The 25507-nt window shown below is 43.6% G+C and carries 14 protein-coding genes; 10 read left to right on the forward strand and 4 right to left on the reverse strand.

Annotated features, from left to right (window positions below; all coding sequences use genetic code 11):
• The first annotated feature begins 186 nt into the window (after positions 1-186).
• From BMX56_RS22120 to BMX56_RS22160, 9 genes are all read left to right on the forward strand, one after another.
• Positions 187-1047: a helix-turn-helix domain-containing protein gene (locus BMX56_RS22120; protein WP_090651875.1), complete on the forward strand. Its 861-nt coding sequence runs from the start codon at positions 187-189 to the stop codon at positions 1045-1047.
• A gap of 95 nt (positions 1048-1142) precedes the next feature.
• Entirely contained in the window at positions 1143-1937 is a 795-nt protein-coding gene (locus BMX56_RS22125; protein WP_090652044.1) for an alpha/beta hydrolase, read from the forward strand.
• A 747-nt stretch (positions 1938-2684) separates the two neighbouring features.
• A complete protein-coding gene (locus tag BMX56_RS22130) occupies positions 2685-5822 on the forward strand; it encodes a SusC/RagA family TonB-linked outer membrane protein (protein WP_090651876.1) in 3138 nt (1045 codons plus the stop codon).
• Positions 5823-5883: 61 nt separating this feature from the next.
• Positions 5884-7701, forward strand: coding sequence for a RagB/SusD family nutrient uptake outer membrane protein (locus BMX56_RS22135; RefSeq protein WP_090651877.1), 1818 nt, complete (start codon positions 5884-5886; stop codon positions 7699-7701).
• An 18-nt stretch (positions 7702-7719) separates the two neighbouring features.
• The gene (locus BMX56_RS22140; RefSeq protein ID WP_090651878.1) at positions 7720-8424 is read left to right on the forward strand and encodes a DUF3823 domain-containing protein; all 705 of its coding nucleotides are present in this window, start codon (positions 7720-7722) and stop codon (positions 8422-8424) included.
• Between the two features lie 24 nt (positions 8425-8448).
• Entirely contained in the window at positions 8449-9597 is a 1149-nt protein-coding gene (locus tag BMX56_RS22145) for a hypothetical protein (protein WP_090651879.1), read from the forward strand.
• A 37-nt stretch (positions 9598-9634) separates the two neighbouring features.
• Complete coding sequence (locus BMX56_RS22150) at positions 9635-10663, forward strand: family 43 glycosylhydrolase (RefSeq protein WP_090651880.1); 1029 nt, start codon at positions 9635-9637, stop codon at positions 10661-10663.
• A gap of 5 nt (positions 10664-10668) precedes the next feature.
• On the forward strand, positions 10669-11673 hold the full coding sequence (locus BMX56_RS22155; RefSeq protein WP_090651881.1) for a family 43 glycosylhydrolase: 1005 nt from the start codon (positions 10669-10671) through the stop codon (positions 11671-11673).
• Positions 11674-11700: 27 nt separating this feature from the next.
• The gene (locus BMX56_RS22160; RefSeq protein ID WP_090651882.1) at positions 11701-12972 is read left to right on the forward strand and encodes a glycoside hydrolase family 99 protein; all 1272 of its coding nucleotides are present in this window, start codon (positions 11701-11703) and stop codon (positions 12970-12972) included.
• A gap of 187 nt (positions 12973-13159) precedes the next feature.
• On the opposite strand, the gene BMX56_RS22165 is transcribed toward BMX56_RS22160, so the two are convergent.
• From BMX56_RS22165 to BMX56_RS22180, 4 genes are all read right to left on the reverse strand, one after another.
• A complete protein-coding gene (locus tag BMX56_RS22165) occupies positions 13160-14416 on the reverse strand; it encodes a glycoside hydrolase family 99 protein (protein ID WP_090651883.1) in 1257 nt (418 codons plus the stop codon).
• Positions 14417-14452: 36 nt separating this feature from the next.
• Positions 14453-16699, reverse strand: a complete 2247-nt coding sequence (locus tag BMX56_RS22170; protein WP_090651884.1) for a GH92 family glycosyl hydrolase — start codon at positions 16697-16699, stop codon at positions 14453-14455.
• Positions 16700-16803: 104 nt separating this feature from the next.
• Positions 16804-19353, reverse strand: coding sequence for a Kelch repeat-containing protein (locus BMX56_RS22175; RefSeq protein WP_090651885.1), 2550 nt, complete (start codon positions 19351-19353; stop codon positions 16804-16806).
• A 386-nt stretch (positions 19354-19739) separates the two neighbouring features.
• A complete protein-coding gene (locus BMX56_RS22180; RefSeq protein WP_090651886.1) occupies positions 19740-21887 on the reverse strand; it encodes a DUF5703 domain-containing protein in 2148 nt (715 codons plus the stop codon).
• 516 nt (positions 21888-22403) lie between these two features.
• Between BMX56_RS22180 and BMX56_RS22185 the strand changes: the two genes are divergently transcribed.
• Complete coding sequence (locus BMX56_RS22185) at positions 22404-25502, forward strand: SusC/RagA family TonB-linked outer membrane protein (RefSeq protein WP_090651887.1); 3099 nt, start codon at positions 22404-22406, stop codon at positions 25500-25502.
• Positions 25503-25507: the final 5 nt, after the last annotated feature.

The following is a 25507-nucleotide window of genomic DNA, read 5'->3' on the forward strand; positions in this document are numbered from 1 at the left end:
TGTGAACTTCCTAACTTCGTTTTAATCAATAGTTCAAAGAACGGACGAACAGGCTCACGTCTGTATAATAGTCTCAATAGTTGCGCAACGACCACTAACCGGTAAATGGGGATTGTGCATTTACGGCAAGTTTTAACTTTGTGCTTTGACGCTTCTTTAGTACTTTGGAAGTTCGTTTGATCAACCATGAAACTTACACTAAGAGAGGAAAGCACCGGCGGCGAATTGCTGCTTTTTAAAGAAGAAGCGGGTTTTGACCGCCTGTTTTTTAGCAGGGATAGGTTCAATAAGTATTTTACCATCGCCTGGAACCCCGGAGAACGCCAGACTGTTACCATTGACGGCACCAAATATGATTTCCCGGCCAATTCCCTGCTGACCCTTTTGTTTAACCAAACTTTCAGCTTTGAAAATTCTGCAGGCATCGTTGCCTGGCAGTTTAACCGGGAATTTTACTGTATCATCGATCATGACAGCGAAGTAAGCTGCGTAGGCTTCCTGTTCAGCAGTACCGATCATATGTTTGTTCAGTTAAATGACCCTGCACAACAAAAGCTAAAATTGCTGTCAGATGTTTTCATCGACGAATTTCAAACCTCAGACAATATTCAGAATGAAATGCTGCTGGTACTGCTCAAACGCCTCATCATTTATGTGACCCGGCTGGCAAAATCCGGTTATATACCGGTCAAAAAGTTGCAGGACGAAAGGTTTCATATCATTAGAAAATTCAACCTCCTGGTCGAAGCTAATTTCAAAACAGAGCACTCCGTTAGTTTTTATGCCGATGTGCTTTGCAAGTCGCCTAAAACCTTATCCAACCTTTTTGCCATTTTCAATCAGAAGACCCCATCACAGATCATCCAGGAAAGGATCACGGTAGAGGCTAAGCGGCTTTTGTCCTATACCGACAGGTCGGTAAAGCACATTACCTTCGAACTCGGGTTTGAAGATGTGCCCTACTTCTCCAACTTCTTCAAAAAAAATGCCGGCCTATCGCCATCGGACTTCAGAAATTCGCCAAAAGATTCCAAAGAAGGGAAATAGTCACAACTAACCGGGAATTGTGCCTATGGTCTCCGGTCGCTTTTCACCGCAACTTTGTATCGTTGATCCAAACAAAAAAACTCAACGACAAAATCATGAAAAAGCAAACATTAAAGAATTCATTAAAAGGCGGCATTGTAGCCTTAACAGTTGCGTTAGCTACAGTAACAGGCACAGTAACTGAAGCAGCTGCACAAGCAGTAAAAAATGTAGTATTGGTACATGGTGCCTTTGCAGATGGTTCCGGGTATAGAGCCCTGTACGCCGTACTAACCAAAAAAGGATACCATGTAACAGTAGTACAAAATCCGCTGACTTCGCTCGAGGACGACGTAACTGCCACAAAAACAGCCCTGGACAAACAGGATGGCCCTGCAATTTTAGTAGGACATTCATGGGGAGGAGCTGTAATTACAGAGGCGGGTAATCACCCTAAGGTAGCTGCCCTTGTATATATCGCCGCTTTCCAGCCAGACAATGGCGAATCTGCCCTGCAATGGCTTCAAACGGCCGCTCCGGCTCCGGAAAACGGCGTTCTTGCTCCTGATGATAAGGGGATTGTATACTATGACAAAGATAAATATCACGCCGGCTTTTGTGCTGATATCAGTAAAGAAGAAGCAGATTTCATGTATGCTTCCCAGGGCGCCTTCTACGCAAAGGGTTTTATAACGCCCATTACTCATGCTGCATGGAGAGACAAACCTGCTTATGGCCTTATTGCCACAGAAGATAAAAGCATTGCCCCGGAAATTCAACAGGCGATGTACAAACGTTCCAATACCAAAGTTACCGAGATAAAGGGGAGCCATGTCATATTCATGTCGCAACCCGAAAAAGTGGCGGCAGTTATTATAGAAGCCGCAACAAAAGGCGCTCAGAAAAAATAACTTAAGCTGGTGTTAAGATGGGTGAACTGCTTAAGACAGTCACATGTTCGATATACTGACAGCTATAAACATAATTTTAAAAACTGCAGATGACTAGTTCTGCGGTTTAAATAATGGTAAAAGTCTCTCTTAAATTTCCAATTCGTCGCAACTTCTCAATAAATTGGTTAAAAAAACACCGCTCTCTGAAGCTTAAGCCCCGCACCTCTGCGAGGCTTTTTTTATGCCTTATGGATTTCTGCATTTATATCCTGCATTATCTCCCTTATTTAAAGGTCAGAACGGGAAAAGTCATTACCGAATTAAGCAATGGCAAAATTTGAGAAAATGGCATTTTATCGTGCCTCTTTTTAAGTTGCCCCAACAATGCCCCCCTTTAGGGATGGCGCTTACAAAATATTAAGCCATCCAGGTGCCTTTATTACAGTTTAGGCGCATCGTCGCGCATAAAATCGCAATCGATTGCGAAAAATAATTCAAAACCTACCTTTTTAGCGCTTCTATAGCTGAAATTAATCTATTATTTATTTTTTATTAATGATCGCCTCTTCTTTTGTGTTAGTAAAACAAACCAATTATAGCACCTGCCAGCACTCATAAAGGCCCAGGTGATTTATTAACCAACCAAATTAAGATCATGTACCGTTACGCACCTAACCCGCCGTAAGTATGCCGCTGCACGCGCTATTTATTGCCCTAACGAGGTAACCAAAACCAATTAAACTTAACCATTAACAGAGAGACAATATGAAAAAACTTAGATACTTACTTATACTCCTCTTCCTTTTCCCGCTTGGTTTGTTAGCCCAGCAAACTTCTATCAGCGGAAAGGTCATTGATTTAACCGATGGGTCGGCGCTTCCGGGGGTAAGTGTAAAAATTAAAGGCACTACCGCCGGTGCCATAACTGATGTTGCAGGAAAGTTTACCCTGAACGTTACAAACGCCCAGGTGATTTTGCAGGTATCATATATAGGTTACCTTACCAAAGAGGTAGTTGTAAAAGATATAAAAGGCGGTATTATCGCTTTAACTGCAACTAACAAAACCCTTGATGAAGTGGTAGTTGTAGGCTACGGTGTTCAAAAAAGAGCAACCATAACCGGTTCTGTATCTACACTACAAAGCAAAGAGATTGTAACAACCAAAAACGAAAGTGTTATAAACATGCTTAGTGGTAAAATACCTGGCGTACGCATTGTTCAAACAACTGCCGAACCGGGATCTTTCGCCAACAATTTAAATATCAGGGGCTTCACAAGCGCTCCATTGGTTGTAATTGATGGTGTAATTGGCGGCGACCAATCAACAATAGGCCGGATGGACCCCAATGAAATTGAAAGTGTTTCTGTGCTGAAAGACGCTGCTGCATCTATATACGGTATAAGGGCTGCAGGCGGTGCCATTTTAATAACCACAAAAAAAGGCGGAAAAAACGGCAATATCAACATCAATTACTCAGTTAATAATGCTATCCAAACCTTTTTAGGTATGCCGCAGGGTGTAGGCGCTGTTGACTACATGATGCTGACCAATGAAAAAGTTAAACGCGATTTTGCCAATAATTTTGTATCCAATGTAACTCCGCAATATTCATATGCCGATATAAAACCATGGCTTGATGGCACTTACAAATCGGCCGACTGGATAGGTATGGTTTTCAGGAAAACAGCCAACCAAATACAGCATAATTTAAATATTGATGGCGGAAACGACAAAATAAGCTATTTCTTCAACTTTGGTTATCAACGGCAGGATGGTGTTTTTAAAACCGGGGATTTAAACTATAATAAGTATAATTTCCGCTCAAACGTTACGGCTAATATAACAAAAGGGCTAAAAGCGCAGGTATTAACATCGGCCTGGATGGATGAAAAAAACATGCCTTACACCGATGAATGGACTATTTATAAATACACCTGGAACCAAATACCTACACACCAGATATATGCTAATGATAATCCTTTATACCCCGCTGTAATTGATGATAACATGAACCCTTCTATCATAACCGATGCCGACAAAGTAGGTTCAAAAAGAAGCCGGAATAAAAGCATTACCAGCCAGCTAAACTTAACCTATGATATTCCAGGTATAAAGGGATTAAGTGCAAAGGCCTTATTTAATATTGATTATGGGGTTAATGATTACAATCAAATAAAAAAGACATTCTCTTTATATACTTACAAAGCAGCCGATGATACGTATATACCAAGTGTGGTTAATTCACCTTCGGGCATAACCCGCGCTTATTATACCCACTTGAATACCTTAAGCCAGGTAACGTTAAATTATGCCCATACCTTTTTTGATGACCACCACATCACAGCTATGGCTACCTATGAGCAAAGCCATGAAACTGCCGATAACTTTAATGCTTACCGGGATACCGAGATTCCGGTAGAATATTTGTTTGGCGGCCTTCAAAATTCCAATATGTACGGTGGTATGGATGCCAACGCTTTACAGGACCAGGCCCACAGGAGTATTATAGGACGGTTCAATTATGATTTTAAAGGAAAGTATCTTGCCGAATTCAGCTTTCGACGGGATGGCACCAGTTTGTATAAACCGGGCGCCGATCAATATGGTTTCTTCCCGGGCGCGTCAGTGGGCTGGGTTTTAACCAAAGAAAACTTTTTCCGCAAACTGATTTCAGAAAACATCCTTTCCAATTTAAAGCTCAGGGCTTCTTACGGCCGGGTTGGCGACGAGAAGGGTAACGCATTCAATTATGTTAACGGTTATACCTACCCGGTAAACAACTACATTTTTGGTGCAAGCGCGGTAAATGGGTCAGCGCCAAAACTTGGCAACCCTGGTTTAACATGGCCAATAAGTACTATAAAGAATATAGCCGTTGATTTTGGTTTGTTTGGTGGAAAAGTTGACGGAACTATTGAAGTTTTCAGAAACGACAGGACCGGATTACCCGCCACACCTTCGGTTGCATTACCCGGAACAGTGGGTGCAGCTGTGCCACAAATCAATTATGAAAGCGACCGGGTACAGGGTTTAGATTTTAACCTATCGTACAGGAACACCTTTGGCCAGGTGGGCGTAAACCTTACCGGTAATATAGGCACAACCCGCCTGAAGAAAATGAAAGTTCTGCGCAGTAATTCGGGTAACGAGTATTTAAACTGGAAAGAGAACCAAACAGACAGGTATCAGAATGTTTGGTGGGGGCCGGAGTATGCCGGGCAGTTTACCACCTACAAGCAAATTTATAATTATGGCGTAAACACAGGTGGTGGCAATAACAATACAATTCCCGGCGACTATTACTACAAAGACTGGAATGGTGACGGCGTTATAGATGATAAGGACAGCCACCCTATTGCAACTACCGATATCCCCCTGTACAACTATGGTTTTACCGTAGGCTTAAGCTACAAAGGTTTTGATATGAACATGCTGTTGCAAGGCGCTGCCGGTGTTTACGTACAATACGGCGAACAATTTGCCGAGCCGCTGATGTATGGCAGAAGCGCTTTAACACGTTTCCTTGACAGCTGGCACACGGCAGACCCTTCGGCAAACGTTTTTGACCCCAATACACAATGGGTACCAGGCTATTACCCTGCAATGGGTTCGCCTGCCGCACAGGGCACAAAAGCTATACAAAACGCCAGTTACCTGCGTATAAAAACATTGGAATTTGGTTATTCATTATCTCCTGCAATACTGAAAAGCATAGGCGTTAGAAAACTCAGGGTATATGCAAACAGCTACAACCTGCTAACATTTACCGGGTTAAAGAATTACGATCCTGAGCACCAGGGCCCCAACCCAAGAGATAACGGTGATTTCAGCAAAGCTTTCGCAGGCTACACCTACCCGATGAACCGGACTTTTAACCTGGGAGCAAACGTTTCCTTTTAAACTGCTGAGCATCTCATGAGCGCTTTTAAAAAGCGAATTATTAACGAATAACTATTGACACATGAAAAGTATACATAAATTTATTATAGCAATATCTATCAGCGTAGGAGCTTCGCTAACTTCCTGCCAAAAGCTGAATATTGCGCCAACCAATATCTTTACCCCCGATATTATATATGACAGCGAGGCCGGTGTTAAGTCGTTTTTAGCAACCATATACCAGAATTTGCCTATTGAAGACTTTAAATACCGGCCCGACCAGGGATTTAAAACAGGGGGCAACGATTGGGAAAACTTTTACAATTCGGCCTCGGTTACTGGCGAAGAAGTTGGCCCTTTTGGAGGGATGGACATTGGCGGCGGCTTTGGTTACTGGCCATATGGCGATATCAGGAATGTAAATATCCTGATAGACGAACTGCCTAAACATGTGGCCAAGCTAAGCCAGCCAACTGTAAATGCCCTTTTGGGCGAAGCCCATTTTTTAAGGGCATACTATTATTTTGGCCTGGCCAAACGTTATGGCGGCATTCCTATTATAACCGTGCCACAGGATCCGGGCGCCCCGCTGTCAACACTCCAGGTACATCGTGATAAAGAACAGGCCGTATGGGATTTCATAGGGGCCGAACTTGATTTGGGTTACCAGATGATGCCCGAAACCAGTGATGCTGGCAGGGCCAACAGGTATGCCGCAGCCGCATTAAAATCAAGAGCAATGCTGTATGCGGCATGTGTTGCCAGGTACGGCTCGGTAAACTTTGTTGATGGGCCTGCGCGTACGCAAGGTCTGGTAGGCATCCCTGCAGATAAGGCAACCGCCTATTTCCAGGCGGCCTATGATGCCGCCAAATTGCTGGAAGGCCATTACTCCCTTTACAATGCAAATTCAGACAAGGTACAAAACTATGTTGATCTGTTCTTAAAAAACACAAGCCCCGAAAATATTTTTATAAAACAGTATTCTATCGCTACCCACACTGCACATAGCTGGGATGCTACCATGTCGCCGCGCTACATGACAGCCAATGCGCTTTCGCGTTCATACCCAACGTTGGATTTTGTAAGGCTTTGGGGAGAGTTACCGGTAACTAACGGCGATGGTACGCCCAAGCGTTTTGATAACCGTGCCCAATTGATGCAGGGCCTTGAACCAAGATTGCTGGCCACCGTTTATTTCCCCGGGGCAACCTTAAGGGGGCTCATGTTTGATATGCAAAGGGGCATTTATCCGGCTTTTAGCGGCACAGCTGCCGCCGAGGTTGCAAAACCGGCCAATTCCCGCTCATACATACTTGCAGGCGACACAAAAACATTGTACCAGGGCAAACAGGTAATTGGCTTTACCGGCCCATGGACAGGTGGCGACGAACTAACACGTACAGGCTTTTATGTGCGCAAATATGTTGACTATAACAAACCCCAGTCGGCAGTTGACCTTAACAGGAGCGAACAGCCCTGGATTGACCTTCGTTATGGCGAGATTTTGTTAAACCGGGCAGAAGCAGCTATGGAATTGGGCAACACCGGCGATGCATTAACCTCGGTTAACCTGATCAGGAGTCGGGCCGGTGCAAGCCCTTACGCTTCTATCGATTTGAATAAAGTCCGTAACGAAAGGCGCATGGAACTTGCCTTTGAAAACCAATACTATTGGGATTTAAAAAGATGGCGAACCGCCGATGTGGTGCTTGACCGTGCGCATTTTAAAGGCTTGATGCCATATTACGTATTGAATGAAAATAAATTCATCTTCTTAGCAGAACCCGAGTTGTTTAACCGCGAATATTCTTTCCAGAAGCAATTTTATTATGAAGGAATTCCGGGAGGCGAAATCGGAAAGAACCCTAACCTGCTCCCTAACAATCCAAATTATTAAGAATTTAAAATTTAAGATATGAAAAAACTGATTAGCAGAATTTTGGTGGGCGTAGTTATACTGGCAGGTTCTGCATGTACAAAAACAGACAATTACGATGGCCCAAACGCCTCATTCCAGGGTAATATAATTTCTTCTGAAGGCGGTAATTTACCAACGTCGGGCGGTAGCACTACAATAAAGCTTCAGCAAATTGGCTGGACCACCCCACAAACTATCCCAAGTAAGTTTGACGGTACATTTCAGGACACCAAACTTTTTAAAAGCGCATATAAGGTTGTACCTACCGGGGGCGCTTTTTGGCCAGTTTATGATACCCTGACGGTGAATATTGATAAAGGCACTAAACACGATTTTGTTGTTACTCCGTACATCGTCATTAAAAACTTTACCACCAGTTTAACCGGCACAACCTTAACCATAAAGTTTGATATTACCGCACCCGTTATTGCAGGGTTGCCAACCATTAAGGATGTGCAGCCTTATGTAAATACAACAAGGCTGGTAGGTACAGGAGCTTCTATCAGAGACTTCTCGGATTTAAATGCTGTAACCATCAATAAAGAATTTATTGACCTGACTGATGCCCAAAAATCTATCACCTTAACTGTGCCCAATCTCATTCCGGGCCGCACATTTTTTGTACGTGCCGGGGTGCGTTTAAGCGATAGTTTCAACAGCTCAAATTTTTCGGAAATAGTGCAGATAGACGTTCCTAAATAATTTAACCTTAAACCAAAAAAGGAAATGAAATTCATTAAAACAACGATGGTATGCGCCATCCTCATGGCAGGCCTTATAATTGTGGGCTGCCAAAAAGAAAAATATGTTTCGCGGGATACATCAGGCCTTAAACCGCCTCCCCCTGTTGATACAACAACACCTCCGGTTATCGATACATCTGTTGTAATTGACAATTGCGATAAAACCGATGGCTGGCAGGTAGCAGGCGGAGATCCTGTTTTAGCAACAACCGGCAAAAAGGAAGGTACAGGCTATATCCAGGCAACAATTAAAACGGGACAAGACTTTATGCAGTTTATTAAAACCCTGCCCGCCCCTGTTAACACAAAAGTAAGCTTAAGTACCGGCGAACTAAAACTCTGGTTTTATGTTCAGGATGTTTCTTTGCTTAAAGTAGATGGCCAGATACAATTTAGCAGCGCCGCCGATCCGGATAAAAAGCGCATTGGCTGGGGAATGGATAAAATTATCCCAACATTAACAAATGGCTGGAACCACCTGGAGCTGAAATTTACCGACGGATATGTATCCGGAGATGGCGGCCCGGATTTAACAGCTATGAACTTTATAAAGATATTCTTTTGGACCGCAGCCAAAGCAGCTACCGACCAGAATTTTGGTATCGATGATATCAGGGTTGCTGCCTTGCCGCCGCCGCCACCTGTTGTTTTTGATGCCTGTGACTCAAAAGACGGCTGGCAAACAGTAGGCGAGGTAAATATTACAACTACCGGCCAAAAAGAAGGTACAGGTTATATCAAAAATACCATTGCAAATGGTGGCGACTTTATGCAATTTATTAAAGACGTTGCTACACCAGTTAATACAACCTTTGCCGAAAACACCGGCAGGTTCCAGTTCTGGTGGTATGTATCTGATGTATCACTGATTAAAGCCGATGGCTCCATTGAGATTACAAGCTCCGGAAAATCGGATGCAAACGAATCGGCCTGGGATATAGCTCCGCTTATACCGTCGTTAAAAAATGGGTGGAACCTGGTAAAACTTGATTTTGACAAAGCTATAAAAACAGGCGATGGCGGTGCCGATTATACGGCGATTAACCACTTCCGTATCTTTTTCTGGACTGATAGTAAAACACATACCGACTTGGTTACCGGCATAGATGACCTGAGGTTTATATCAAAATAATTGTCCCCTAACCCTTCATTAATTTATAAACATCAAAATGGCGGAGAAAGTAATTTCTCTGCCATTTAAAAAAAGAAACAGCATCCTGATGATAAAGCATAATTTAATAAAAATATCGGCTATACTGGCCATAAGCCTGGGAACATTATCAACCTCTTTGTGTATTGCCCAGGATAAACCGGCCGATACCACAGCTGTTGGAACCCCATTTGTTACTGATATTTACACAGCCGATCCATCTGCCCATGTGTGGAAAGACGGCCGCCTGTACGTATATCCATCGCATGACGTAGCCCCGCCACGCGGCTGCGATTTGATGGACAGGTACCACGTTTACTCAACCGACGACATGGTACATTGGAAAGATCATGGCGAAATACTAAACGCCAGCCAGGTTGAATGGGGCCGCCCCGAAGGCGGTTTTATGTGGGCGCCCGATTGCGCTTACAAAAATGGCACCTATTACTTTTATTTCCCGCATCCAAGCGGCACCGCGTGGAACAGCACCTGGAAAATTGGCGTGGCCACCAGCAAAAGCCCGGCAAGCGGGTTTAAATCACGGGGGTATATCAAAGGACTGGAATCGATGATAGATCCATGTGTGTTTATAGATGACGATGGCCAGGCTTATTTTTATTATGGTGGCGGCGGCACCTGCAAAGGTGGCAAGCTAAAAAGCAATATGGTTGAAATTGATGGAGAAATGCAAAAAATGGAAGGCCTGGAAGATTTTCATGAGGCCAGTTGGGTACATAAACGGAACGGCATTTATTACCTCTCCTACTCAGATAATCATGATGTTAATGGCAAACACAACCAAATGCGTTATGCCACCAGCAATAGTCCATTAGGCCCCTGGGTTTCGAAAGGTGTTTATATGGACCCTACAGATAGTTATACTAACCATGGTTCCATTGTTCAGTTTAAGGGGCAGTGGTACGCGTTTTACCATAACAGTTCGCTCTCCCACCAGGATTGGTTACGGTCTATCTGTGTAGATAAGCTTTACTATAACGCTGATGGTACTATTAAAAAAGTAATACCAACCGGACCTATCAAAAAGTAAATAATATGAATAGGAAGATAGTTCATGCGATACTTTTAATTACCCTTGCGGTGGCAATAAGCAGTTGCTCAAAAAAAAGCAACACTACCAGCGAAACCGCAACAGTGGTTATTGAAGACCCAAAGGGCGATGGTTTTAAAAACCCTTTTATTACCGATATATACACTGCCGATCCTTCGGCACATGTTTGGGCTGATGGCCGGTTGTATATATACCCTTCTCATGACATCGATCCACCGCGTGGCTGCGATTTGATGGATAAATATCATGTATACTCCACCGATGATATGGTACACTGGCGGGATGAAGGACAGGTATTACAGGCAAGCGACGTTGATTGGGGCCGCCCCGAAGGCGGTTTCATGTGGGCGCCCGATTGTGCTTATAAAAACGGCAGCTACTACCTGTACTTCCCGCACCCCAGCGGTACCGAATGGAATACCACCTGGAAAATAGGCGTAGCAACCAGCAAAAGCCCGGCAAAGGACTTTAAATCGCAGGGATACATCCATGGGCTCGAATCATTGATAGATCCCTGTGTGTTTGTTGACGATAACGGGCAGGCCTATTTGTACTACGGCGGTGGCAACATCTGCAAGGGCGGCAAGCTGAAGGATAATATGATAGAGCTTGATGGCGAAATGAAAACCATGCAGGGCCTTACCGATTTTCATGAGGCAAGCTGGGTACATAAAAGAAACGGAATCTACTACCTGTCATACGCCGATAATTTTAACGAGGCCGGTAAATTCAATCGCATGCGCTATGCAACAAGCAATAACCCGCTTGGCCCCTGGACCTATAAAGGCGTATACCTTGACCCTACCGACAGTTTTACCGATCATGGTTCAATAGTTGAATTTAAAGGGCAATGGTATGCCTTTTACCATAACAGTTCGCTATCGCACAACGATTGGCTAAGGTCTATCTGCGTAAATAAATTATACTACAATGCCGATGGCACCATCAGGAAAGTGATTCAGACGGATATTAACGGATTGAAAAAATAAAAGATATAAACAAATAAAACAAGGGACATGAGAAGAAGATCATTCAACGCGTTGCTACTGATAACGCTGATAGCGGCGAACACCAGTTGTTCAAAAAAAAGTACTAATACCCCAACCCCGCCGGTAACGCCAACCGATACCATCGACCGCACCCCCTCGCCGGTTGGCGATGTAGTTGGCAAGGTAGTAGTAGGTTACCAGGGCTGGTTTGCAGCGATAGGCGACGGATCGCCGATAGACAGGTACTGGCACTGGGCACAAACCTGGGAACAGCAGCCATCAACAACCAATAAAGCTATTTCGGCCTGGCCCGACGTACGCGACTATACCAGCACCTTCCCTACCAAATTTGCCAATTTAGGCAATGGGCAGCCGGCAACGGTATTCTCTTCATTTTCAGACCAAACTATCGATACCCAGTTTAAATGGATGAAAGACTATGGTATTGACGGTGCTGCGCTTCAACGTTTTAACCCAAGCGGACTGGAAGGCCCTGTACGCGATGCCATGGCAGCCAAAACCAAAATAGCAGCCGAAAAAAACGGTGTTAAGTTTTACATTATGTACGATGTAAGCGGCTGGACAAACATGCAAACCGAGCTAAAAACCGACTGGACCAATAAAATGTCGCAATATACTTCGTCGCCTGCCTATGCAAAGCAAAATGGCAAGCCGGTGGTATGTATCTGGGGATTTGGCTTTGCCGATAACAACCATGATTTTACCGCGGCAAACTGTCTTGAAGTGATTAAATGGTTTAAAAGCAAAGGTTGTTATGTTATTGGAGGTGTACCTACAAACTGGCTTACGCAAACCAGCGATTCGCGCCCCGACTTTTTAAATACATATAAGGCATTTGATATGCTTTCGCCCTGGATGGTCGGCAGAATTGGCAATGCCAACCAGTCTGACGGCTTTTTTGTAACTATCAATAAAGCCGACCAGGCCTATTGCAATGCCAACGGCATTGATTACCAGCCCTGTGTACTGCCCGGCGATCTATCCGGCCGGCAGCGCGCCCACGGCGACTTTATGTGGCGCCAGTTTTACAACATGACCCGGGTCGGCGCGCAGGGCATCTACATCTCGATGTTTGATGAATATAACGAAGGCAACCAGATAGCTAAAACTGCCGAAAGCCAGGCATTTATACCGGCAGGCTCCGGCTTTTTGGGACTTGATGAAGACGGCACCGCCTGCTCTGCAGATTACTACCTGAGGCTTACCGGCGACGGGGCTAAAATGTTCAAGAAAATAACTCCGCTTACGGCAACAAGGCCTACAAAGCCGGTGTTGTAATAAAGGTTATATCTATGCAAAAAAAGGCCGCTGGAACCATTGGTGCCAGCGGCCTTTTTTTGAAAACCATTAGGATAGTTTTACTGTCCTGAAAAAGCATACCCTAATTGAAGCAAAAAAAGTGTGCCCGTATCTCACCCCGGGCACACCGGTTACCAAACACCTGGTAACATCAACTAAACCCCGGTTATTTTTTTACCGGCGGTGGTACATTTTCCCGTAAAGGCAGCTGCCGCCTAAGCATTTTGGCAGCATAACCCGTAAGGTATAAATAATAATCATTGGGGATATCATCCTCATATTTAACAAACGTGCTGAGCCCTACAGGTGGGTTTTTGGATGCTTTGAGGATGGCGGTACCCTCATCAACCTCATCAAACATGGCAACGTACAGCATGTCGGCGCCGCTTTTTATAGCACCGTTAATTTGTTTCCAGTAAAAGCTTCCCCGGTTGCGCGGAATCTGGTTTTGAGGCGCCCGCGGATTCATATTATGCCAGCTGAAGCCCGGGAAAATTGTAGGCACATAGTCCACCTTATTGGCTTTACACCAGGCAATATCATCCACTATCCGGGCCTGAAATTTGGGGTAAGCATCCTCGTTAAAACGGCCTACAAACCATGGGTGTACAATATCCACCTTACGCAACAGATCATGCAGGTGTTGGTCTTTCTCGGTATCGCTTCCAAAATCGCGCCAATAAGTTGGTACACCAAGCAGTACGGCACATCCGCCATAAACAGGGTCATTCTTTAAAAAATCGATGATTCGCTCAGCTTCGGCAAGGCCATATTTCCTATTATCGTTAAAGCCTACACCCCAAACGGCTACCAGGGGCTTACCGTTATGGTATAGCCAGGTTTGCTTATTGCCGCGGTTGGTTAATTTCATGCTGTCAACCAAATGCTTCCAATCTTTTATTACCAGCGAATCGCCTCCGGCACCCATCCCCGAAAGATCGTACATTACCGAAATTGCCCTACGATACTTTTCCGAAAACTTAAGCGCGTTGCCCAAAACCACATCATTATGGTTACGCCCTCTGCCCCGCTGTACATCGGCAATAAAACGCTGCACAAACACACCGTCTACGCCATATTGCTGCATCCATTTAAAATGGGTTTCAACCGAAGAGTCATCGTATGAACTATAGAGGTACGCATTACTGCCATCGGCCAGTTTAAAGGGCGATTTATAGGTCTTTTTATATTCGCTCACATCGGGCCATATATCAATATTGGTAAAGCCAGGTTCAAACTTACCATGTGATAAGTAATGGTTCCACCACCGGCCTGCCTCATCTTCCGGGGCATTAAACCAACCCTGGTAGCCGGCCATTACCAACCCCTTATAACTTTTAAATGCGGATGTTTTGCCGTGTTTTTGGCTATAAGCAACAGTGCATAGCAGTAGCAGCAAGATGCTGAAAACTTGTTTTTTCATCAGGATAGTGGTTAATGTTTTGTTTTGTTGATTAGATCAAATACCCCAGTCTTTATTTGGTTTTGGGCCCATTTCCAGTTCGAGGGTTCCACCGGCCGTCAGTTGCTCATGAGTAAACCATGGTTTATTTAAAATTTCGCCGTTAAACCTTGCGCTTTGGATATACTTATTAATCACCGAACAGTTATTTGCGATCAATTTAAACTGCTTTCCGTTTGGCAAACTGATAGTAACCTTACTAAAAACAGGGCTTCCTATAGTATATATAGGCTTGCCGGGTGTAATTGGATAAAAGCCCATAGATGAGAACACCACAAAGGCCGACATTCCGCCACCATCCTCGTCGCCTGGGATACCGAAAATGTTATCCTTATACCATACATCAAGCAGGAAACGGATCCGTTTCTGTGTTTTCCAGGGGGCACCTACATAATTATATAGATATGGTATATGGAAACTTGGCTCGTTGCCCATTGAATACTGGCCAACCAAACCAGTAGCATCCGGAAATTTAGCCCAGAACTGGTACTTACTGCGATCAAGGCTTTCGCGAAATGTTTGATCCAGCTTCGCCTCAAAATTAGCTTTGCCACCCATTAAACCGATCAATCCGGGTATATCATGTTGTACCTGCCAAAGGTAAGTCCAGCCGTTATTTTCATCATAAAAATCACGGCCACCCAGGCCACCATCAAATTTAGGGTCGATATTTATCCAGTTGCCGTCTTTATCCTTTGGAAGGAACATCTTTTTATCGTCGTTCCATAGGTTTTTATAGTTAGATGCACGTTTTGCGAATATGGGCTGATCATCTGTCTTTTTCAATTCAGCCGCCAGTTCGCCAACAGCCCAATCATCATAACTGCCACCCAAGGTTACCGCAACAGCTTGTCTTTTCTCGAATGAATGCACAAGGCTTACTGTTTCTTTTTCGCCTTTTTGCAGGGCGGGGAAATAACCTTTGTTGTAATAGAAATCATCCAGCTCGCATTTGGGGCCGTTCTCCCAGGGCAGCATGGTGGCCTGGGTTGCATTTTTCAGGATACCTTCATATGCTTTTTCCACATCAAAGCCACGGATCCCTTTGCGATAATCGTCCAGGAACATCACTGTAGAGTGGAAACCATTCATACAGGGGTTATCGCCAAATAAAACCGGGAAGGTAGGCATCCAGCCACTTTGCCGGTACATGTTCACGTAAGAGTTCAGCATGTCCGATTCCATGGCAGGGTTTAATATTGACCTGAGCGGGTGCAATGCCAGGTAGGTGTCCCACACCCAGTCATCTACATAAAAAGGCCGGTTACTGTCGTGCACTTTTTTATCGTAGCCGCTGTAATAATGCCCATCCTCATTAATATCAACCATGCGCTCATTACTGCGGTACAGGGCAGTATAAAACGACCGGCGCTGGGCTACTGTCCCCCCTTCAACCTGTACCTGGTTCACTACTTTTGCCCACGCATTTTTAGCAGCTGCCATTAAAGTCGCAAAGTCAACCCCGGTAAATTCATCTTTAAAATTCTGCCTTGCCTGCTGTGCGCTTACGTAAGATATAGCGTATTTAAATTCAATATTATCCGGAGCATCACCTGAAAATGTAATAAATGACCGGGCATCCTTACCTTCTATTGATGTTTGTTTGGTTAAAACACCATCCTTAATTACCCCGGCCGTTCCTTTTGCACTAAACTGCCCATAAACATATACTTTAATATCATCATGATAAGTTTCTGTGCCGGTTACTTCATTGTCACCGGTAAAGTTCCAGCTGGCCACCCCTTCGTTATATACGTTAAAGAGGATGCTTTTAGCGGCTGTTTTTGCAGGAAAGGAGAACCTGTATATACCTACTTTTTTTCCTGGGGTAAACAGCACGGTAATCTCCTTATCAATAAGGTAAGTTGAATAATACCACGGCCGCGTTATTTCCAGATCATGATCATAAGGCATTTGCTCGTTCCAGGAGTCGGCGGTGAGCGGTTTATCATCGGGCTTTATGGCAAAAACCTCGCCCAGCCTGTGCGAAACCATATTGAGCGGAAAGCTCGATACCTGGTCGTCAATATAATCGGCCCGTTTAGGGTACATCCTAATCATTTGGTTGGGCAGGTGCATGGTAGGCCGGGTGGGCTCCAAAAGTTGGCCCACATTGCCAATGCGTGGGTCAATGTATTCTAAATTACCATCGGCGCTTTGCGCATAACTTGTACCAGGGTGTGTAACGCTCAATAACGCAAATACCGGAACCGACTTTAACAATCGGGAAAAATGATTAACCATCTCAGAAAATTTATATTTGGTTTACAGTGTCAAAATTGCCCATAAAACTTAATGAACTATTAATAATTGATTAATGGGGCAAGAAAATAGCTTTTGTAACAGATTTATTCCAAAATTGAATTGAAATCGCGGTCAAAAGCTTCGCCATAAATCACTTTATACTCTTTATTAAAACTCTCAAAAGTGTTTTTTGCCAGCGAATGTTTACCAATATGTGCAAGAGCTTTACATTTCAATATCATGGCTTCCTCGTTTACAGGGTCGAAGTAGAAAATATCATTGGCCAGTTTTATTAAAAACTCGGGGTCGTCGGCAATTTGAACACTGTTTGCAAATTGAATGTATGAGTCGATGATTTCGTTAGACACTTCCGATTTAAAAGCATCAAGCCACTCATATTCAATGTTCGATAAAAAATTACCTCTTTGGGTGATATGAGTAAGCTGGATTATTCTTTGCTTGTTCAACCTGGTTTTGTTGCACACGATATTCAGGTAATTGTGATAATCAACCAATATATTGGTATAATCAATCTCTATCTTCCAATAACCGGTATCCTTTGATAAATGGCAATGCCCCATTTTATCCAGCAGCGATTTAAGTTTTGCAATATTTACCGAACGGTTGTTACGTGCGCTTTTTTCTGATTTATCAAACCAAAGTATCTCGTTCAACTTTTCGGAGCTTACCCCCCTATCCAGTTTTACCGAGTACAGTAATATCACAAGGAACAACTCTTTTAATAAAGGTGTAAAATATTTGGTTATCTCGTTCCCATCAGGGGTAAAAAGCTGAAGATCGCCAAATAAAAATATGGCATTACTGTTGCTGGTTCGCATGTGATCATCTTCTTCTACGAACTCCGGTTCGGTGTGGCGAGCAACTACAGGCAAATCGTTAACTGTCTTAGACGGTACCGGGACGATTCCTTTTTTACGCCGACGGACAATGACAGTAGCCAAAGTTAACACTAAACCAGCAGCGCATACGCCGCCTATCCATAAGAAATAATTGACGTGGCTAATCTCAACCACTTTATCTGCCAACGGCTCGGGTGGGCTTAACAGAGAATATATCTTGATTCTTGTCCGATCGTTTTCCCTGAAAAGCGTTATAGCCAAAAACTTACCGCTGTGCGGAAAATAACCCAAATCGGCATAAGAGTGAATATCATGAAAAAGAAAAGGGATAGTATCACCTACCAAATGATAGCTTGCCTTATCCAAGGATCCCTGGATAAGCTGAATGCTTGAATTAAATTTGTGCTGGGGAAAAATGAGCCCATAGTACGACCTGCTTTTTTCGTTGATGACCAAAGAGTTTGCAAATACAAAATCTTCACCTTTAACATCGATAGTAAACAGCTTTTTAAAGGATTTGTCTTTAACCGAAAACCGCATCATATCGTACAAATTGCGCGGGTTCACTATCTGCTGCCCCGAAGCACTACCGTACCCGCCTATTACATAAGCGGTATCGCCGGTTTTATTGACGCCCAGGCCCGCCAGGTATCGGGGGGTAAAGGTATCGCCTTTCACTGCTACTTTTTGCCAGCTATTGGTAACTACGTTGTAACATTTCACGCTATCCTTATATATCAGCTGACCATAGCCGCCAATGGTATAAATGCAACTATCCTTTTTATTGTAAAACTTATTCAGATGCCCATTATTGGTTGCAAGGCTTTTGAAACCTTTGTTCCACCGTCCGGTTTTAAAATCATAGGTAGCAACGGCCATCTGATCGATATACAAATAATATAGTTTGTCGTTATCAAACAGCGCCTGATCGCCGGGCACCAGCAATTGCCTGCCCGAATTGTAAGCCGTACTTTTTAACTGCGGCGTTTTATTCACCGAAAATGTAACTAATGAATCTTGCGAGATTATGTTAACAACTTCATTAGCCCCATCAAAAGCAACGCTGGCATCGCCAGGCACCGTAAACTCTTTTTCCATTTGCCAGTTACGATGGCGTGCTTTTATCCATAAGGGGTTTGTTATTGTTCCATTGTTTTGGTTCACGCTTTCATTGGCAACACAGCCCTCCCATTCGTTAAGTGGCCAGTTGGCCAACAGCGTACCGCTTTGTGTTACATTAACATCCCTTAATTTTAACGGCGGAAGATCAGTTGTTTGATATTGGCGGTAAGCATTGGCACCAAAAAGTAGTTTGTAATTTCGACTTTGCTTCAGGTGAACACCCGACTCCGAAAATGATTCCCGCCCGGAGAATATAATGATCCTATCATTCTTATAATCAATCAGCAAGCGCAATTTGTTCCAACGCTCAAACAGCATCTTATCGTCAATATTAAACGAGATTTTTGAAAGCCGGTCGCCGATGATGATCTTAAAATGCCGGGTGTTAGCCTGGTTATCATAAACTAAATCGATGTTTTGTTTATTATCGTCAACAATCCTCAATATATAACCAAAATATATTTCATGATTGGGCATGAAAGACAAGTCGAATGAAATTTCCAGGTTTTCTTTTGGGGAGACATTACTCAGGCTTAAATCTAAAGTAGTACGCTTATCCTGCACCACTTCGTGGCTATAAAACCCAAGCCCATACGATTGCGCATTAACTGGCAATACAAATAGGATATTTAATAGAATAACCGTTATAGTTCCCGATAAAAAAAATCTCATGTTGGTAAGTACACATTAAGCATTAAAACTTATGTACCCGGCGTATAGTTTATAATTCAGGTTATAAAAACATGCAGTATTATTAGGTTACATGTGATGTACCGGCTAAATTACAATAAAAACCATACAGATTCAAGGAATATAACTTTATATAAGGCTATAATGTCATTGAAATTTGAGCCAGATAACTGGCATAAATTTAACAAATAACAATACTAATTTAACATCTATTTTTCGACATTAGGCGTGGAATTTGCGCGGCTATAAGGATAATGTTTAAAACCGGGCTTATATATTTGCAGCTATGCAGGTTACTTTAATTGCAGCTTACCTGTGTGGTTAGGCATAAAACTAAAATTAGGCTCACAATAAATTTCATTCTTGTTTTATTCTGGTTTAGTCATATCAGTTACATCGGCCATTCGGCTTTCAGGGCTAACTTTCAAGTTAATCAGCTTTCCATTTTCAACCCTCCCCTCTACAGTTGTGTTATATGGTGCATTTAGTTTAAAATCGGCATCCCAGGCGGCAGGCCAGGCAGGTAAAAGCATTATCTTTTTGCCGTTAACCTGCATTAACATTTGCTGCAATCCGTTTTCGCCGTTACCTCCGTTATCTTCATCAGGCATATAATCATTACCCTTATCCCAAAATGCCGGAAACTTAAGGGTTGGGTCTTTACGTGTAAGGGCAAAACTCACATATTCTTTGGCCACATCGGCCTGGCCTAACATGGCTGCCTGTATAGGATCTTGCACCCAGCAACCTTTTGAGCGCTGTTTGCGTGCATTAAACGTATTTACAGCTACGTCAAGATCCGGCTTTCCTAAGCCATAAATACGAAACGGGTATATTGCATATAATTCTGGATTTTCACTGTTAAATGATTTTGCCGTTTGAGGCCCCGTGTAAGGCAGCAATACCTTTTTGTTGTTATTATTGGATATTGGCAGTGGCGGCAGCTCGTCATAGAGTTTTTCCCATTGCGAAAGAGTCTTTTCATCTACCATACCGCCAGGTAATTTTATCATACGGCTAAGTACAGCTTGCAGGCCGGCAATATCAGGTGCCGGATTGTGCACCTTCCAAAACATTTCTATTGCGTTATCCGGATCAAGCAACAACTTCCCCGTACTATCGCGGCCAAAATGCTGATCAAAAAATTGTAGCCCGGCAGTGGCAACTGGTAATAAGGTTTTCTTAACAAATGCGGTATCACCTGTATATTCATAGTAATCAAGCATCATCATGCTTAATTCCAATATGGGCGTAAAGTAATGATTGGTATAATTGGCTTTAACATCAGGTCCCATAAAATCCAAGCCGCCCCAAAAAGGTGCGGTTTCTGCAAAATAAGCCCCACCATGATGGTAATATTGCTGAACCTGCGCGGCATTAGCCGGCAAAATACTGGCGTACATCCTGAACAAAGGCTGCATCATATCAAAATCGCCGGCCATAAGCCTTGGCCAGTACATGGCCCTGGTGTTTTGAAACCAATACTGGCCGCCCCAGGCACGAAAATCGGCATTCTCATTTTTAGCCGGGTTATCTGCCACGAAAATAGATCCATTAAATTTTATAGGATAAGCCCCCCTACCCGCGCATGCGGTAACAAAGCGTTGCAAAACATAACCCTGGGTAACATTACTTGCCTGTTCATCGCCATGTACAAACACCCAGCTACGCTGCCAAAATTGCTGCCACCATTGCTGATGGGTTAGTCGTGTTTGTTCAAGTTTTAGCTTTTCAATCTGGTTTACTTTCCTTTCGAGATCAGACAGCCACCGGTCTCCACTGGCCGAAACCGATGTTAGAGGATAGATAGAGATTAGTTGTGATTTAACCTTTTTACCCGACTGTAAGGTTAGGTTATCCATATTCTCCAACCCTTTACCTTTAATAATTGCCCCAAAGGTAAGGTTGGCCAAATGAGGGTCAGCAGTTGATGAGTTATGATGATACCAGGCTATGCGTTTCCTTTGATTATTTAAGATGGTATCCGTTAAACCCGCGCGCCAGCTTTCAAGTTTTACCTTTATAGTTGCAGGTTTAACACTTTGAGTTTCTACCCTTATTACCGGGTTATTGGCATCAACCCAAACCCGCAAGGTTACAAGAGATGTGCCCTCGCCTTCCTGTATCACGATTTCGCCTGTTTTTAATTTAAGCACCTGTTTAAAAACCGGACTATTAGCTAATGGATCAGGGCTTATAGAAACCCTGATGGCCCCCAGCTTCATCAGCACGCCCCCCTGTTTCATCCACTCATCTTTTTGGGTATCCGGTTCGCCTCCCCATGCATCCGTTTTACTGATGTAGAAAACCAGGTCGCCGTTTTTCTCAACCCAAACGTTAAGTCCAATATCCCCATTTCCCAAAGGCATCGATTGTGCCGAACCCGGGCCCGGGGAATTCCAGCTCACGTTATATTTATCAAGCAAAGTATCAACCACAGCTCCTGGTTTGGCAAAAACCGGAGAAACTATTATCAAAAACAAGATTGTGATAATCAATAAGGTGTTCTTTTTCATTTTTTATTTGGCAGATGATCAATTGAGGAAACAATTTAGCTTGCATAACCAGCTTTGCGCAGGATGTATACAATTACCGGAATTATTTAGGTTAAAAATAAAAACCGATACTCTCCAATTTTCTCCTAACACGGAAAGAGCTCATTAAATGTAAATACAAATAAAGCTGTATAACTTAATAAATTATTAAAAAAGCATTAACAATAAAGGTTGCCGTTAGCCGGTTGCTTAAATATTGTATGCCATACGGATCGCATCTATTTGGCTGTCTTATAGTTCCCATTTTCTCCGATGATCATTGATATCCACAAGAAAATTAATGTTCAATTTTCGAACCCCTTCATAGTTTTTTATTGCCGCAGGAAATAATTACAAACCTAAAAGAGGTTAACAGCAAAAACGCATTTAAGGTTATAAAAAAATAAAAAACATTTGGAGGTGTCAAAAAACTCCTTACCTTTATTAAAGAATAGAACAGAACAGAATAACCAATTATTCAAAACCAAATCAATTATTATGAAAAAAAAAGTACCACCTAAAAAACTGGGCATGTATTTATTGTGCCTTATTTTGCTGCTTTGTTACCAGCAGGGTTTTGCCCAACAAAAAAGAAGTGTATCGGGCCATGTAACCGACGAACACGGCCAGCCCCTTCCCGGAGTAAGTATTTTGCTTGACGGAACTGCTGAAGGCACAAGTACCGATGTGAACGGATTTTACAAGATCAGCGTTCCCGAAACCAAAGCAAAGCTCTCGTTCTCCTTTATCGGTTATTTGAAAAAAACAGTCGCAGTTACCAAAGAATGGAATGGAGATGTAGCCATGGCACCAGACAAAACCTCGGGAAACCTTGGTGAAGTAGTGGTGATTGGCTATGGTACCAGGAAAAAAGCAAACCTTACCGGAGCTGTAAGTACCATTAAAGGGACAGAACTGGAGAAATCGCCCGTTGCTAACGTATCCAATACGCTTGCAGGCGCTGTACCGGGATTAATTGTTAATACCCGTAGCGGCGAGCCCGGCGCTGATGATGCCAGTATCCTGGTGAGAGGAAAAGGCACCCTGGGTAATACCAGCCCACTGGTTGTAATCGATGGTATCCCCGACCGTGGCTTTAACCGCTTAGATCCTGCCGATATCGAATCCTTCACCGTTTTAAAGGACGCTGCCGGGGCTATTTACGGCGCCAGAGCGGCAAACGGTGTTATATTGATTACTACGAAAAGAGGCACAGCAGGAAAAACCACCTTATCATTTACGTCCAATTTTTCTATGACGCAGCCTACCCGGGTCCCCAAAATGTTAAACTCCTGGGAGTTTGCTCAATCGGCTAATGAATATGACGACCTGGTTGGCCAGCAGCACGAATACACTGCTGATGATATTCAAAAGTACAAAGATGGCTCGGACCCGCTTGGTCACCCGAACACCAATTGGTGGAACGCAGTAATGAGAAACTGGGCGACTCAAACCAACAACGTGTTAACATTAAGAGGCGGGTCCGATAAGGTAAAGTATTACATCTCGGGCCAGCACTTGTTCCAGAACAGTATATATAATAGCGGCACCGATTATTACAAAAATGACAATGGCCGCGCTAATATCGACATCTCGGCTACCGATAATTTCAAGATTGGTGTGGACGTGATGTACCGCGCTGAATACAAAAACGGCGAAGCGCCAGGATACGACGCCAATGCCATATTCAGCCAGTTGTGGAATGCCTATCCTTACCTGATTCCAGTATATCCAAATGGTAAAGTCGGCGTAGGTATTGGTGGCGGTCCTGCCACCAGTATGGTATATATATTGAATTGCGACCTGGGCTATACCCATAACAATTATAACTTTTTGCAAACGAAAACATCGTTCAGTTGGGCATTGCCAAAGGTAACGCCAGGCCTGCACCTTGACGGCTATTTTGCATACGATGTAAACTCAAACCAGTATAAAGGGTTCAACGCGCTGCCCCCTCCTGCTTATAGTTATAATAAAACAACAGCCAATTATGATGAGTTTACCTCTACCGTTCCTCCTAATTTATCCATTACCAATAGCCAAACTGTAAGCAGGCTGGCTAACATTAAACTGGGCTACGAGCACAAATTTAAAAAACATGGTATTGAAGCATTTGTAGCCTACGAGCAGCAACAACAAACGTATACCGAGCTGGATGCCTACCGTACCGGGTTTTTAAGTAATAATGTAACTGAATTATTTGCGGGCAGCACCGTAGGTCAAACCAACAATTCTATAACTACACAATTTGCCCGTCAAAACTTCATTAGCCGGTTATCTTATAACTACGACGACAGGTACCTGCTGGATTACAATATGCGTTATGACGGCTCTCCTAACTTTCCGGCAGGCAAACGCTTCGGTTTCTTCCCTTCCTTATCAGCCGCCTGGCGCATATCACAGGAAAGCTTCTTTCACTCGTCTGTAATTGATGATCTGAAACTGAGAGGATCATGGGGCAAAACCGGTAATGATGCGGTTAATGCCTTCCAGTACATCCAAACCTATGGCCTTCAGGCAGGCCAGATATCACAATACCTGGGGGCAGGCTATTATTTTGGCCCCAACGCTACCCAGGTGCCTGGCTTCTCCTTAGGCCCGACACCCAATACCAATATTACCTGGGAAGTGGCCACAACCACCAACCTTGGGATTGATGCGCAGTTATTTCACGCGCTATCCATCAGCGTAGATGTTTTTCGCTCGTCAAGGAATAATATACTGGTTGCACCGAGCGCCGCAGTACCCGATTATACAGGGCTTACCTTACCCGATGTAAACCTGGGTAAAGTAAATAACAAGGGTATGGAGCTGGACCTGGGCTACAATAAAAAACTAAACGAAGATTTCTCTTTCAATATTAACGGCAATATGACCTATGCGGTTAATAAGGTGATATACGGTGCCGAACCGGCAAATGTACCGGCTTACCAGCGCGTAACAGGTTATCCCATTGATTCATGGTTGCTGTACCAGGCCGATGGCATCTTTCAAAATACCACTGAATTGAATGCCTCGCCACATCCAACGGGCACAGGTGTTGGCGATATAAGGTATAAAGATATAAACGGAGACGGTGTGATAAACGACCTTGACAAGGTAAGAAGTACGCTTTCAAACACCCCGCAGATCCTTTACGGCCTCACCCTTGGCGGGCGGTATAAAAACTTCGATCTTACTATATTTTTCCAGGGACAGGCCAAATCAAAAGCTATTTTGTTACCAAGCGGATTGAATATGGCCGAAGAATTTTTCACAGGTCGCTGGCAAAAAGAAGGGGATGATACCTACCCCCGCACATTTAATGGTCCAACAAGCCGCACTTTTGGTTCAAACGCTTATCCCTCAACTTTTTGGCTTCGTAATGATGCTTTTCTGCGCCTTAAAAACGTAGAGCTTGGCTATAGCTTTTCTAAAGACTTGTTAGCCCGGATAAAAGTAAAGGCGGCAAGGGTATTCGTAAGCGGAAATAACCTGTTCTCCATTGACAGCTTTGGCCCTTCGTTCGATCCTGAAAGTGCTACCGGTACCGTTAATAACGGCAGGATCTATCCGCAGCAACGGGTCATCAATCTTGGGGTAAATGTTACATTTTAAATGAT

Source organism: Mucilaginibacter sp. OK283 (assembly GCF_900110415.1).
Taxonomy (GTDB): Bacteria; Bacteroidota; Bacteroidia; order Sphingobacteriales; family Sphingobacteriaceae; genus Mucilaginibacter.